Below are 13,143 nucleotides of genomic sequence, written 5' to 3' on the forward strand. Positions count from 1 at the left end.
TTTGGACAGCCGCAGGCTGGTCCCGTAGAGATGAGGCGCACGATGCGCCGAGCAATGTAGTTCACCGCTGGAAGGCCAGCCCCGCAGGCTCCTCATTAAGCAAACAAGCCCGTCTCGAAAGAGTCGGGCTTTTTGCTTTGCGCTTCGTTAGCAACTTTTTATATTAAAATCTTACACAACTGCTAAGCTTTAGGTCTTGGAGCTAAGTACAAAAGGAGTTGCCATTGGCTCATCCCATTCGAATTGCCAATTTTGCTGTTTTGGGGTTATGTTTTTCCCTTTTCATTGCGCTACTAAATATTACTTTGTTACTACTGGCCTCCCAGTCATTCCTGCTTCAACTTTACTTACCAATCAATGTTGTATTAATACTGGCGGTTGTTATTGGACTGTGGCTAAGTATGAAGGATGCTAGGTTACAGTCTGTATCCAGACAACAACTTGAGTCGGCCGTTTCTGCTGTAGCAAGCAAACTTGAATTAACTAAGTGGCAAAAAGCTGAGACAATAGATGTTGTTAGCCAAATAGCAGCACAAGTAGATCAGTTATTGAAACGCGAACTGGAAGTCAGACATCTGGTAAGGGTGCAGGGATTAGTGGATCATGAGTTAGCTGTAGGTAACCGGGTTTTTTTTGAAAGTAAACTACAGCATTATCTTAGTGATCAATCTGAAGCTAGTTTTGGCGCGATCTATATTATTCAGTTGTATTACCAAGATAAAACCCAATCTGGGATGCAACAGGTTAGCCAGCTCAAAGGTTGCATTGATGTATTGCATGGCATTGCTGCGGGTTATGCCGATACGGTAATTGCCCGTTTATCCGATACTGATTTGGTCTTATTAGTAGCCGGTATCAGCCCTAAAGATATGGAGAAGCTCGGTGATAGGATGGCGGTATTACTGAGTCGGGCTAGTTGCTTTGCAGGCTGTGCGGAACAAGATATATTGCATATCGGCTACGCTGCTTATCAACGAGAGCAGACTTCTTATCAAATACTTTCTGAGGCGGATATGGCGCTGAAAACAGCTCAGCTTCATGGTCCGAATGCCGCTTTTGGTTTTGTACAAAATGAAGACAAGCCTGAAGTAAAGGGCTCTGTGTGGTGGCGCTCTGAATTGAACAAAGCTCTTCAAGAACAAAGATTTGTACTTGGTTTTCAGCCTGTATTCTCTTGGCATGACCAAGAAATATTGCAGCATGAGGTATTGGTGCGGCTGCAAAGTAGCGATGATGTCCAGGTCCCCGCTGCGGTATTCTTACCCATGGCTTACAATTGTGGTTTGACTAGCCAAATTGACCAACATGTGTTGATTAAAGCGGCCAAAATTTGTGCAGCGGATGTTGGCAACTACAACCGGTGCAGTGTTAATATTAGTGTGCAATCGCTGCTGGAACCGCAATGGTGGCAGTGGTTAGAGCATAGCATATTGTCAGGCCAGCTTGAGCCTAAACAACTGGCTATTGAAATTAGTGAGCATCATCTTTTGAAGCATTACAAGCAACTGCGCCGGGGCCTGTTAAAATTGCATAAGCTTGGTTTTACGCTGATCGTCGACCAGGTTGGTCTGGCAATAGACAATGCGTTATATATTGATGACTTGCCACTGGAGTCAGTAAAGCTACATCCTTCAGTAGTACGCAATATCGATCAGCATTTGGAGCAGCAGTTATTTGTGCGAGGTCTCATTGCCACTTTTGCTGGTAAAAGTATCCGGGTTTTGGCAACAGGTATCGAGCTGGCAGCAGAATGGCAGGTGCTACAAAAATTGGGTATTGCTGGCGGGCAGGGTTTTCATTTTAGTAAGCCTCTAAACCAGATAATAACGCATAATCAGCTGCTGTAATTAGGCCACGATAATGTAACCCGGCGAGACCTTGTAAGCCACCGGTGTGAAAAAAGCTGAGTCTAGCTCTTCGCGGTATCTGGCCTGCAGCAATAAGGCTAAATAGTGCTGCTAGCGCTTTACCGCTGTAGATCGGTTCCAAATACAACTGTTGCTTTGCCATCTGACGACAAAACTGCAGTAAGGGCTCGTCGAACCTTGCATAGCCCGCACCGCAGTATCCCGTGATAAGCTGCCAGTTATGATTGTGGTTGTGATGCAACAGCGACGTGATACGCTGTTTTAACGAGTCATCTTTGACTACTGCTATGGCCAGTACACGAGTTACGTCTTTCGTTGCGTTTATTATTCCGGCAACGGTTCCCCCGCTGGCGGATGGACTAATAATAACATTTGCCGGACCAGCGGGTGTATTTAGCAGGTCCAGTTCTGTTACACCTCTAACACCCTCTATCGATGAGCCGCCTTCAGGCACTAACAGCATTGAAGGATACTGTTGCTGAATGTGTTGTATGAACTCAACTTCGGCCCGTTGTCGGTATTGTTGTCGGTCGAGTAACGTAAAATCCATGCCCTGCTGTTTGCAAAGCGCCAAGGTAGGATTATCTAAATCAAGGTTATCGGCACGCAAAAAAGCCAAGCTTTGCATATTGTGATGTTTACACATGGCTGCAACAGCGGCTAGATGATTGGAAAAGGCACCGCCAAAGGTAGCTATGCCGCTCTTCTGCATTTTTTGCGCTAGTATAATATGGTATTTTAATTTCAACCATTTATTACCCGATAGCTGTGGTAACGTAGTGTCTAGATGAAATACCCACAGCTCTTGCTGATGCTGCAGTAATAACGGATGTCGAATTTTTTGCCAACGACCAGAAATCGTTAATGTGGAATTTGTACTAGACAGCATAACAGTATGCAAATGACAGCGAATAGAAATGTCGCTAGTATAGCTTTACATAAGGAGTAATTGGCATCGCTATGCTGAGAAAAATAACACAACACCTTGGCAGAAAATCTGAATCGTCTGAGATAGCAGCGGTTATTCACCTGGCACAGCAAACGATAAAGTTGCTTGTGTTACGCAATGGCGAAGTCATACAAAACCAAATATTTGACGATAATGCCGCTAGCGTTCAGGAGAATCTGCGCGCAGCTATACGTGATATACCGGGTAGCAGCATGCTGCACTTGGTGTTATCCGCCGAACATTACCAGTTGGTCCAGCTAGACAAACCCGCAGTGGCAGCAGATGAAATGCTGCAGGCATTACCTTGGCAGGTAAAAGAGCTTGTCACTGTGCCGCCTGAGGATATGTTGCTAGATTACATTGACTTGCCTGGTGGTAACTCGCAGCAAACAAAGATTAGTGTTGTAGTTGCGAGTTTAAGTTGGTTGCAGCAGGTAGTCGCACTGGTTGACGCTGCAGGGCTGCAAGTTAGCACTATAGTTCCGGATGAGTGGTTACTACCGCGATTGCTGCCTAAAGCAGAGCAAGCAACGATGTTGGTTGCGCATCAGCAAGATCAGGAAGTACTTATCCAGATCGTCCGTGACGGCTTATTGTATTTTTCCCGCAGGACTCGCGGTTTTAGTCGCATCAATCTGAGTTCTGAAACTGAATTACGTGAAGGCATGCTAGATCGGCTCTTGCTTGAGCTACAACGTTCGATGGATTATTTTGAAAGTCAGCTGAAACAGCCACCGGTGCGTGACATCAGATTAATGATGGCTAATACCGACTTGATGTGTCAGCTGTTTCGCCAAAATGGCTTTACCCGAACCGAGCCTTTAACACCATATGCTGGTGCACCGGTAGCAGACTATGAAGAGTTGTTGCTACGTTGTCCGGTTATAGCTGTTGAGAATGCTATTGCCGCAGGTAAGCTGAAACAGCACGTTAATTTATATCAACCGCTACTACATCCGGTGCGGGAGCGGCTGAGCTTACAGCGTTTGGCCGTGGCACTAACATCGCTAGTGGCTGTGGTAGCAGTTAGTGGCTTGTTATTGTTGCAGCAGCATAGTCAGGCAGCAACAGCATTAGCCAATACCCAACTGAATTTGACACAACAGCTAGAGCAAATCACCTTATATCAACAAGCATTATCCCAACGGAAAGCAGATGATGGTTTGATTCGGCAGTATCAGCAGGCCGAACGTGCTGTCGCACATAAACAACAGTTGTTGGATTATTTGTCAGTGCAACAGCAACAAGCAAGCCAAGTGTATAGTCCGGTATTGCAGCATTTGCAGCAGATAGATATTGACGATCTTTGGCTGCAAAATTTTGCACTTCGCCAACAACATAGCAGTTTCTCCGGCATCACATTAAAGCCCGCTAGTGTTACGCTGTGGTTAGAAAGTTTGCGACAGTTAGGCTATTTCCGTGGTCAACGATTTAGCCAGGTTAGCTTGACACAGGTTGAAGGCGAAACTGCCGTGGGTTTTGAGCTGATAGCCCAACAAGGAGATACGCCATGAGCTTGTGGCAGCAGCAAGCGCTGAAGTTTGCTCAGCTTAAGCCGCGCGAAAAATCGTTAGTATTTTTTGGTAGTTTGGCTTTGGTGCTATACCTCAGTGTTATTTATTTTTTGGAGCCTGCATATCAAAAATTGCAGCTGGCAAAAACGCAGCAAGTTCGTGCCACTCAGCAGTTGCAAGACGCCATGCAACAAGCGGAGTTGTTTCGGCAGCAGCTGGCGAGCGATGTAAATCAGGATTACCGTGACGGGATCCTTGCATTGGACTTAGCACAGCAGCGGCTGAACGACAGCATAAAGCAAAGCGCCAGCCATTTTATTGGTGCAGAGCAAATGGTATCTCTGCTGCGAAACATCTTGCAGAATAGCCAGAGTGTACAAGTAAAAAGTTTGCTGACGTCTCCTCCAGACGCCATTCGTTTGCCGGGACAACAAGAAAGTGAGCCGGCCGTACTATATCAACATAACACGACCCTGGTGATTAGTGGCAGCTATGCTGACCTGCTGCAGGTAGTGCAGAAGATGGAGAAAATGCCCTGGTTACTGAATTGGGCTGAGCTGCAATATAAGGTTATTAGCTATCCAACGGCTGAGCTGGCGTTAACACTAATCACAGTGAGTGAATATGAAGATTTTATTCGGCTTTAGTATGCTTTTCAGCTTGGCTGTTTTAGCTGATCCGACTAAACCAGCGCCGTCCTGGCAAGGGGCTTCGTCAAGTGACTCGGCTGTATCAGCGTTGCAGGCTGAATCGTTGCAGCTACAGATTATAAGGACCAGTGGCGCTGGCAATGTTGCTGTTATAAATGGCCGGCAATTACGCCGTGGCGATAAATTGAATCAATACAATGTACTTAGCATTACAGCTGACCAGGTAGTGCTAGAGTTAAACGGTGAACGTAAAATTTTGCAGTTAGTTAATACGGCGATCAAACTATATGAATAACAAGCCATTACATAAAATGTTAGGCGGCTGTGGCGCCCTTTTGCTTTCGGCGTGCCAGGCTTTTCAACCCAGTGAAATAGGCCAGGGCGCACAGCGCGAACTGCAACAAGCCGCACAAGCTGCTGAGCTAGTACCGGCAACGGCTGCGGTACCGGCCGCCGTAACACAAGATCTATTGGCGGGTAGTTATATCCCGGCGCAGCCAGAATTGCCGCGTTTTGATGTGGCGGCGACCAAGGCCGGCTTAAATGATTTTTTTCAGTCCTTAGTTGCTGACACACCTTATAGCGTGGTGATGCATCCTACTGTAAGTGGTGACATAAGCTTGCAGCTTAAGCAGGTTACAGTACCTGAAACCATGGCAATCGTGCAGCAGCTATATGGTTTTGATATTCGCCAACATGGCTTGGTATACAAAGTCTATCCGGCAGGTTTGCGCACAGAAAGTATCGCGGTGAACTACCTGATGTTGCAGCGACAAGGTTTTTCTTCTATTGCTGTTAACTCAGGCGGTGTGTCACAAGACAATCAAAACAGCCAGAACAACCAGAACAACCAGAACAACCAGAATAGCAACAATCAGGGTAATAGTGGTTTTGGTAATCAGGCTAATCAAAATGGCCAACAGTCTGGACAGCAGCAATTCAATGGCAGCACCATTCAAAGTGAAAGCAAAACCGACTTCTGGAAAGATCTGGAAAAAGCGGTTAGCGCAGTATTAGGTGGTGGAGCAGAACGTATTGTGGTGGTGACACCACAAGCAGGTTTAGTGACGGTGCGTGGTATGCCAGAAGAAATAGCTGCAGTTAAGGCCTATCTGGGCCAGTCAGAGCAACACTTGCAGCGCCAGGTAGTGCTGGAAGCGAAGATTATAGAAGTCACATTAAATGATGAGTATCAGCAAGGTATAAACTGGCAAAACGCCATTATGAACCTGCGAAACACCGGTTTTAATTTTAGCACCAGCGGTGCCGTTGCCGGCAACGCAATAAGTTCGTCACTAGGTGGCGTAACTGCTATCTCTTTTAACAACGCTGATTTTAACGGTGTTATTAACTTGCTGGAAACGCAAGGCAATGCGCAGGTGCTATCCAGCCCGCGTGTTACTGCAATGAATAATCAAAAAGCGGTAATAAAAGTAGGCCAGGATGAGTACTTTGTTACCAACGTCAGTAGTGACACCACCATAGGAGCCGGCGCCACCACCAGTACGCCAAATATTTCATTACAACCGTTTTTCTCGGGTATCGCGCTGGATGTTACGCCACAGATTGATCAAAATGGTAGCGTGATTTTGCATGTTCATCCCTCAGTGACGGAAACGTCCGAGCAAAATAAAACTATCCGTTTTAGCAATGAGCAAATTGTGTTGCCATTAGCACAAAGCAATATCCGCGAGTCAGACACTATTATTCGGGCCCGTAGCGGTGAAATTGTTGTCATTGGTGGCTTAATGCAAACAGTAACCAGCGACAATGAATCACGTACCCCCGTGCTGGGCTCTATCCCGCTCATTGGTAAGCTGTTTACCAGCATCAACAAAGTAGACAAAAAAAAGGAGTTGGTCATCTTGCTTAAACCGACAGTGGTAGGTGAAGGGGTATGGTCGCAGCAACTGCAGCAGTCGTCTCGCTTGTTGTCAGGTTGGGATCAGTAAATACCATGTACTTGCAGCATTTTCAGCTCAGCAAGATGCCGTTTGGCTTAACGCCGGATACCGCATTTTTTGTTGCGCTGGAACAGCACCAGGATGTATTAGCCATGCTGCAAACCGCACTTAATGCCGGAGAGGGCTTTATTAAAGTCTGCGGTGAGGTTGGAAGTGGCAAAACTTTGCTATGTCGTAAATTATTGCAACAAGCACCGGCAGACTGGCAATTAGCTTATGTTCCCGACCCTTGTCTTACACCACTGGAATTGCGTTGGGCTCTGGCACTTGAACTAGGCCTGAAACATTCCGCCAATATAGAACCGCCACAGTTATTGCAGTTGTTACAACGACAGCTAGTGCTTTTGGCGGCACAAGGTAAAAAAGCCATAGTGTTGATAGATGAAGCCCAGGCGTTACCGGACGATACCCTCGAAGCGCTGCGGCTGCTTACCAACCTGGAAACCGAGCAGCGTAAATTGCTGCAGGTGGTGTTATTTGCGCAGCCAGAATTAAATAAGCGCTTGGCTGCTTATCGTTTTCGGCAATTGCGTCAACGCATCACCTTTGCCAGTAATTTAGCGCTAATGAGCCAGCCTCAGGTTCGCGCCTATGTTCAGCGCCGGTTGCAACAAGCCAGTGCCGACGGCATGCTGTTTAGTCGGCTTGCTTTATTCAGTATTGCCCGTTACAGCAGAGGGATCCCAAGGCTGGTAAATATACTGGCGCACAAAGCATTGCTGCTAGCGTTTGGAGAGGGTAAAGCCCGTGCGGGTTTTCAGCATGTGCGTCTTGCGGCTATGGACACTGAAGATGTTACTACCATCGTTGCGGCCCGTTGGCTTGCTGTTAGCGGTATGCTAATGCTGCTGGTTGGTGTCGTGATGGTATGGCAAAGTGGGCTATTAGCTGCGGTAGGAGGCGGATGAGTGTAATAAACAAAATGCTGCGCGATTTAGAGCAACGCCGCAGTATTGAACATGGCAATATGGATATTATCCGCCAGCAGCGTCAGCCTCTGTGGCTCACCATATTATTGTGCTCGACGTTGCTGCTGGCCATGTTTGCCATTTATGCAGTGTTAAATCGTAATCCGACCAGCGCACCAGTGCCAAACACGTTGTCGTTGCAGAGCAAGCCAATGGCGGTGCAAGCCACAGCACAACCGGCCATTTCTAACGACACCGTAACAATAACAACGGACAAACTGTTAGAGCAACAGCGTGTATCAGACCGCTCCGTGGTCGAAGCAGTTGTTACTGCTGCAACTAATACCAATACCGTTAAGACCAGAGCAGCAACCACAACAATAATTGCCGAGCCAGAGGTTATGTCATCGGCTACGCAATCTAATAGCTCAGCAACAGACCTGCAGGCAATCGAGCAGCAAGCCGACAAGCCCGCATCCATATCACAAGCTGTTTCGCCCGCTGCTGAAACCAGCATAGCAACAGCGCCGCCAGTTGCACAGTTAAGCATTACGCCTAGTGCTCCAGGTAACGAACAACGCGCAGCAATATTGCGTCAACAAGCATTAACTGCCACAGAAGCCGGGCAATGGTTGCAGGCTGTGAATTTCTGGCAACAGTTACAACAGATGCTACCGCAACAAGCGCAGTCATATTTGGCGCAGGCTCGTCTGTGGTTACAATTGGGTAACCGACAGCAGGCCGAGCTGATATTGCAGCAAGCTCGCACGCAAGGTATAGAAAACGCAGATATTCAGTTGCTGCTGGCCCAAGCCGCGGCTAGCCGACAGCAATGGCAGCAGGTCGACGAATTGTTATCCGCACAGTATGCGCTGGCACAGTATCCGCAATACTATGGTCTTAAGGCCACCGCCTTACAGCAAATGGCGCAGCACCAACAAGCGCTGTTGTGGTTTGACCGGCTTAGCCAGCTGCAGCCGCAGCAGGCTAAGTGGTGGCTGGGCGCAGCCATTTCGCTTGATGCTTTGGCACGCCAGGCAGATGCCAAGCAATATTATCGCAATGCTTTGCAATGGGGTGACAACTTATCGCAGCAAAGCACCAGTTACATTCATCAACGATTAGCGGCCACTGAGTAAAACCATGCAAAGACCTCGTTTAAAAATGCGTTTGGGCGACCTGCTGGTGCACGAGAACATTATCTCTGAGCAGCAACTGCAACAAGCACTAGCGCAACAACAGCAAAGCGGCCGCAAATTGGGCGCTACGCTAATTGAGTTGAAATTTCTCAGTGAAGTGCAGTTGCTACAATTTTTAGCACAACAGCTAAATGTCCCTTTTTTAGATATTGCCCAGAAACAAATTGATCCCAAAGCCGTGCAATTACTGCCAGAGGTGCAGGCGCGGCGTTTCCGCGCGCTGGTGCTCGAGGACCGAGGTAACGTTGTGCTGCTGGGTATGAGCGACCCGGCTGATCTGGCGGCGCTGGATCAAATTGCCATGTTGTTGGCACCAAAACAGATGGAAATGGCGGTAGTACGTGAAAGCCAGCTAATTGATGCCTTTGACACGCTATACCGGCGCACCAAGGATATTGAAAGCTTTGCTACCCAGTTAAAGGCCGAGCATGGTGCTGACAATGGCTTAGACTTGAATGTGCTGGATGAGCAAGCTGATGCTGATAACACCATCGTTAAGCTATTACAGTCTATTTTTGAGGATGCGGTCCAGGTTAAAGCATCCGATATCCATATTGAGCCAGATGAAAAAGTGTTGCGCATTCGCCAACGGATAGATGGCGTGCTACAGGAAAGTATTTTAAATGAAGTAAGTATCGCGTCGGCTTTGGTTTTACGGCTTAAGCTAATGGCAAATCTGGATATTTCGGAAAAGAGGCTGCCACAGGATGGCCGCTTTCAGATCAATGTGAAACAGCACCAGATCGACGTGCGGATGTCGACCATGCCGGTTCAATATGGTGAATCAGTGGTTATGCGTTTATTGGACCAGTCTGCGGGTTTGTTGCATCTGGAAGAAACCGGTATGCCAGCGCACTTGCTTACGCGGCTAAGGCGTATTATTCAAAGCCCACACGGTATGATACTGGTAACCGGCCCCACTGGCTCGGGCAAAACGACAACACTTTATGGATTACTCAGTGAGCTAAACCAGGCGGGCTGTAAAATTATTACCGTAGAAGACCCGGTAGAATATCGGCTGCCACGGGTTAATCAGGTGCAGGTGAATCATAAAATTGGTTTAAGTTTTAGCAATGTATTGCGCACAACCTTACGCCAGGACCCCGACATCATTATGGTGGGGGAAATGCGCGATCAGGAAACCGCCGAGATGGGCTTGCGTGGTGCATTAACCGGCCATTTGGTGTTATCAACGCTGCATACGAATGATGCCGTTACCAGTACACTGCGGTTGATTGATATGGGCGCCGCGCCATATTTGGTTGCATCTGCTTTGCGGGCTATTATTGCCCAGCGTCTGATTCGCCGCTTATGTGACTATTGCAAACAACCTTATCAACCAGACGAGCTGGAAAGCAGCTGGTTACAACATAACAAAGCTAATACGTCGGCAACATACTGGCATGCTAGTGGCTGTCAATCCTGCAATCAAAGTGGTTATAAAGGCCGGCTGGGTGTGTTTGAACTGTTGCTGATCACCAAACCCTTGGCCGATGCATTGCGACGCAACGATACTGCAAGTTTTGCTAATTTGGCACATAGCAGTGACGGTTTTACCAGCTTGGGTACTATGGCGCTTAATTATGCCCAGCAGGGCATTACCAGCCTTACTGAAGTGATCCGGGTGTCAGAATATCTCGATACGGAAAGCGGCTCTACGCCGTCTGAGGGCTAAGTACAATGGCAAGCTTTGTTTATACCGCCCGGGACAGCAAAGGCAAAGCTGTGACTGGCCAGGTTGAGGCGGGCAACGAGAGTGCTGCGGCCGATCTGCTGCGGCGGCGCAGTTATCTGCCGCTTACCATACTGCGCCAGGCCGAGCCGGCAAAAGCAGGGCTAGCACAGCTTGAGTTTTGGCAAGCCAAGGTGTCACTGACTGATTTAATTATGCTGTCGCGGCAAATGTATTCATTAATGAAAGCGGGCATTCCTATTGTCCGGGCTATCGAGGGCTTGTCGCAAAGTACCAGTTCAAAAAAATTACAGCAGGTTCTAACCGAGCTGGTAGAGCAGTTGCAGAATGGCCGCACGTTATCGGTAGCCCTAGCCGAGCACCCTAAGGTGTTTAGTCGCCTTATGGTTAGCCTGGTGCATGTGGGTGAAAACACCGGAAGGTTGGACGAAGCCTTTTTGCAACTGACCTATTATTTTGAACAGGAACTGGAAACGCGCAAGCAAATTAAGCAGGCCACCCGATACCCAATTTTTGTCATGTTAACTCTGGTGGTGGCACTGTTTATTTTAAACCTGGCGGTAATACCGCAATTCGCCGCCATGTTTGCCCGTTTTAATACCGAGCTGCCCTGGTCGACCAAAGCGTTATTAAGCAGTTCGGAGTTTTTTGTTGCCTATTGGCCGCTGATCCTGATTGTTATGGTAGGTAGCACAGTAGCGCTACGTCGTTATATTACTACCGAAGACGGTCGGGTAGCCTGGGGACGCTGGAAACTGCGTTTTCCTATTATCGGTAGTGTTATTTACCGCGCCACATTGGGGCGGTTTGCCCGCAGTTTTGGCATGATGTTAAAAGCCGGCGTACCCATGACCAGCGCATTGACGTTAGTGTCTGATGCGGTAGATAACGAATACCTGGGAGAAAAAATTCGTGACATGCGGCGCAATATCGAGCGTGGTGAAAGCTTGCTCAGAGTGAGCCAGCAAAGCCAGATGTTTACCCCGTTGGTATTACAAATGATAGCCGTAGGTGAAGAAACCGGTGCCATGGACGACATGCTGGCTGAAGTAGCCGGCTTTTACGAGCGTGAAGTCGCGTTTGATTTAAAAAGCCTGACAGCAAAGATAGAACCTATTTTAATTGCTATCGTGGCGGTAATGGTGTTAATTCTGGCATTGGGTATTTTTACGCCGATGTGGGATATGTTAAATGCGTATAAAGGCAGTAGCGGTTAAAATTTAGCGCAGCTGTCAACATTAGGGTGTAATTACAGTTTTTAGCGATATACTAACAATAACAAGCAACTTGGAGACGCAAGTATGAAGAAGCAAAGTGGTTTTACGTTAATTGAATTAATTATAGTGGTGATCATTTTAGGCTTACTGGCCGCGACAGCGCTGCCACGCTTTCTGGATATTACAGAGCAAGCTGAAGATGTCGCCGTAGAAGGTGTCGCCGGTGGTTTTGCTGCTGCCGTAGGTTTAGTAAGAGCGCAATGGGAAGTGAATGGTCGTCCTACCGGTAACAACACCGCCACGGGTACTTTTGTTACTATCGATGGAATACAAGTGGGTGTAAATGGTGATATTAACGCGATTCCGCGCGGCTACCCGACTGGCGCAAACTCCACAGATACTACCCTGGCTTCGGTAGATGCCGACGCCTGTGTTGATGTGCTGCAGCTCATTTTACAAAATCCGCCTAGTGCCTCAACCACTTTTGCCACTTCGAATAGCTTGTTTGTTCGCTTTGCGAATAATCTTTGTGAGTATCATCAAACTGCAGGTTTAACGGCTGCGCCCGCTGCGGGTCTATTGGCGACTAACGGTTTTACCTACAGTCCGGCAAATGGTAACGTTAGTGTATTTTTAAACCGGTAATAAATTAAAGGTGGGTTGTAATGAAGCGTAATCAAGGTTTTACATTAATTGAATTAATCATTGTTATCGTTATTTTGGGTATTTTGGCAGTAACGGCGGCGCCGAAGTTTTTAAACTTTTCCGGCGATGCCAAAGCCTCTACGCTAAGTGGTGTGCGCGGTGCACTGGAGTCCGCTGGTGCATTAGTGTATGGCAAAGCCATTATTGCCGGTAAGCATACTGCAGCTACCGAAACGCTAACAGATCCAGCTATTGCTATCGTTTATGGTTACCCGGCAGGTACTGCTGCAGCAATACAAGCCGCCGCAGAGTTGTCATCGGCAGAGTGGGCTATTCTGCCTGTCGCTACCGCTGGCGAACCGGCAGGTAGCGCAGTTGGTGATGTTGTTATTGCTACTGAGGGCACCCTTGCTGCAGATCTGGCCGCATTAACCTGCCATGTACTGTATAAACCTGCAACGGGTGCGGGTACGCCAGTTGTAGTGACTAAACCGGTTATTACTGTCGTTAGCACAGGTTGCTGATAGTTGTAGCTT

General features: G+C 47.8%; 12 protein-coding genes. 11 read left to right on the plus strand and 1 reads right to left on the minus strand.

Features of this window, described 5'->3' with window-relative positions:
• The first annotated feature begins 401 nt into the window (after positions 1-401).
• Positions 402-1,847, plus strand: a complete 1,446-nt coding sequence (locus I4W93_RS19665) for an EAL domain-containing protein (RefSeq protein ID WP_224673583.1) — start codon at positions 402-404, stop codon at positions 1,845-1,847.
• On the opposite strand, the gene I4W93_RS19670 is transcribed toward I4W93_RS19665, so the two are convergent.
• Complete coding sequence (locus I4W93_RS19670) at positions 1,801-2,757, minus strand: 1-aminocyclopropane-1-carboxylate deaminase/D-cysteine desulfhydrase (protein ID WP_205313653.1); 957 nt, start codon at positions 2,755-2,757, stop codon at positions 1,801-1,803. The two genes, I4W93_RS19665 and I4W93_RS19670, sit on opposite strands and share 47 nt — an antisense overlap.
• Before the next feature lie 71 nt (positions 2,758-2,828).
• On the opposite strand from I4W93_RS19670, the gene I4W93_RS19675 reads away from it, so the two are divergent.
• The 10 genes from I4W93_RS19675 (at position 2,829) to I4W93_RS20465 (ending at position 13,131) form a co-directional block, all read left to right on the plus strand.
• Entirely contained in the window at positions 2,829-4,331 is a 1,503-nt protein-coding gene (locus I4W93_RS19675) for a type II secretion system protein GspL (RefSeq protein ID WP_205313652.1), read from the plus strand.
• The gene (locus I4W93_RS19680) at positions 4,328-4,978 is read left to right on the plus strand and encodes a type II secretion system protein M (RefSeq protein ID WP_205313651.1); all 651 of its coding nucleotides are present in this window, start codon (positions 4,328-4,330) and stop codon (positions 4,976-4,978) included. Before I4W93_RS19675 ends, I4W93_RS19680 begins: the two co-directional genes overlap by 4 nt.
• A complete protein-coding gene (locus I4W93_RS19685; protein WP_205313650.1) occupies positions 4,956-5,276 on the plus strand; it encodes a hypothetical protein in 321 nt (106 codons plus the stop codon). Before I4W93_RS19680 ends, I4W93_RS19685 begins: the two co-directional genes overlap by 23 nt.
• Positions 5,269-6,933 carry a pilus (MSHA type) biogenesis protein MshL gene (mshL, locus tag I4W93_RS19690; protein WP_205313649.1) on the plus strand — a complete coding sequence of 555 codons (1,665 nt, stop codon included), beginning with the start codon at positions 5,269-5,271 and terminating at the stop codon, positions 6,931-6,933. Before I4W93_RS19685 ends, mshL begins: the two co-directional genes overlap by 8 nt.
• 5 nt (positions 6,934-6,938) lie before the next feature.
• Positions 6,939-7,853, plus strand: coding sequence for an ExeA family protein (locus tag I4W93_RS19695; protein ID WP_205313654.1), 915 nt, complete (start codon positions 6,939-6,941; stop codon positions 7,851-7,853).
• Positions 7,850-8,992, plus strand: coding sequence for a tetratricopeptide repeat protein (locus I4W93_RS19700; protein WP_205313648.1), 1,143 nt, complete (start codon positions 7,850-7,852; stop codon positions 8,990-8,992). The genes I4W93_RS19695 and I4W93_RS19700 overlap by 4 nt, the downstream gene beginning before the upstream one ends.
• Positions 8,993-8,996: 4 nt before the next feature.
• The gene (locus I4W93_RS19705; RefSeq protein WP_205313647.1) at positions 8,997-10,727 is read left to right on the plus strand and encodes a GspE/PulE family protein; all 1,731 of its coding nucleotides are present in this window, start codon (positions 8,997-8,999) and stop codon (positions 10,725-10,727) included.
• A 5-nt stretch (positions 10,728-10,732) separates the two neighbouring features.
• The gene (locus I4W93_RS19710) at positions 10,733-11,962 is read left to right on the plus strand and encodes a type II secretion system F family protein (RefSeq protein ID WP_205313646.1); all 1,230 of its coding nucleotides are present in this window, start codon (positions 10,733-10,735) and stop codon (positions 11,960-11,962) included.
• A gap of 84 nt (positions 11,963-12,046) precedes the next feature.
• Complete coding sequence (locus I4W93_RS20580) at positions 12,047-12,607, plus strand: prepilin-type N-terminal cleavage/methylation domain-containing protein (RefSeq protein WP_205313645.1); 561 nt, start codon at positions 12,047-12,049, stop codon at positions 12,605-12,607.
• A gap of 20 nt (positions 12,608-12,627) precedes the next feature.
• The gene (locus I4W93_RS20465) at positions 12,628-13,131 is read left to right on the plus strand and encodes a prepilin-type N-terminal cleavage/methylation domain-containing protein (RefSeq protein WP_205313644.1); all 504 of its coding nucleotides are present in this window, start codon (positions 12,628-12,630) and stop codon (positions 13,129-13,131) included.
• Positions 13,132-13,143: the final 12 nt, after the last annotated feature.

It is taken from the genome of Rheinheimera maricola (assembly GCF_016918075.2).
GTDB lineage: Bacteria > Pseudomonadota > Gammaproteobacteria > Enterobacterales > Alteromonadaceae > Alishewanella > Alishewanella maricola_A.

Excerpts from the sequence above, each read along its gene's own strand:
- I4W93_RS20465 (WP_205313644.1), top strand. The coding sequence starts at position 12,628 with ATGAAGCGTAATCAAGGTTTTACATTAATTGAATTAATCATTGTTATC.
- I4W93_RS19665 (WP_224673583.1), top strand. The coding sequence starts at position 402 with ATGAAGGATGCTAGGTTACAGTCTGTATCCAGACAACAACTTGAGTCG.
- I4W93_RS19705 (WP_205313647.1), top strand. The coding sequence starts at position 8,997 with ATGCAAAGACCTCGTTTAAAAATGCGTTTGGGCGACCTGCTGGTGCAC.
- I4W93_RS19670 (WP_205313653.1), bottom strand. The coding sequence starts at position 2,757 with ATGCTGTCTAGTACAAATTCCACATTAACGATTTCTGGTCGTTGGCAA.
- I4W93_RS19700 (WP_205313648.1), top strand. The coding sequence starts at position 7,850 with ATGAGTGTAATAAACAAAATGCTGCGCGATTTAGAGCAACGCCGCAGT.
- I4W93_RS19680 (WP_205313651.1), top strand. The coding sequence starts at position 4,328 with ATGAGCTTGTGGCAGCAGCAAGCGCTGAAGTTTGCTCAGCTTAAGCCG.
- I4W93_RS19695 (WP_205313654.1), top strand. The coding sequence starts at position 6,939 with ATGTACTTGCAGCATTTTCAGCTCAGCAAGATGCCGTTTGGCTTAACG.
- I4W93_RS20580 (WP_205313645.1), top strand. The coding sequence starts at position 12,047 with ATGAAGAAGCAAAGTGGTTTTACGTTAATTGAATTAATTATAGTGGTG.
- mshL (WP_205313649.1), top strand. The coding sequence starts at position 5,269 with ATGAATAACAAGCCATTACATAAAATGTTAGGCGGCTGTGGCGCCCTT.
- I4W93_RS19685 (WP_205313650.1), top strand. The coding sequence starts at position 4,956 with ATGAAGATTTTATTCGGCTTTAGTATGCTTTTCAGCTTGGCTGTTTTA.
- I4W93_RS19710 (WP_205313646.1), top strand. The coding sequence starts at position 10,733 with ATGGCAAGCTTTGTTTATACCGCCCGGGACAGCAAAGGCAAAGCTGTG.
- I4W93_RS19675 (WP_205313652.1), top strand. The coding sequence starts at position 2,829 with ATGCTGAGAAAAATAACACAACACCTTGGCAGAAAATCTGAATCGTCT.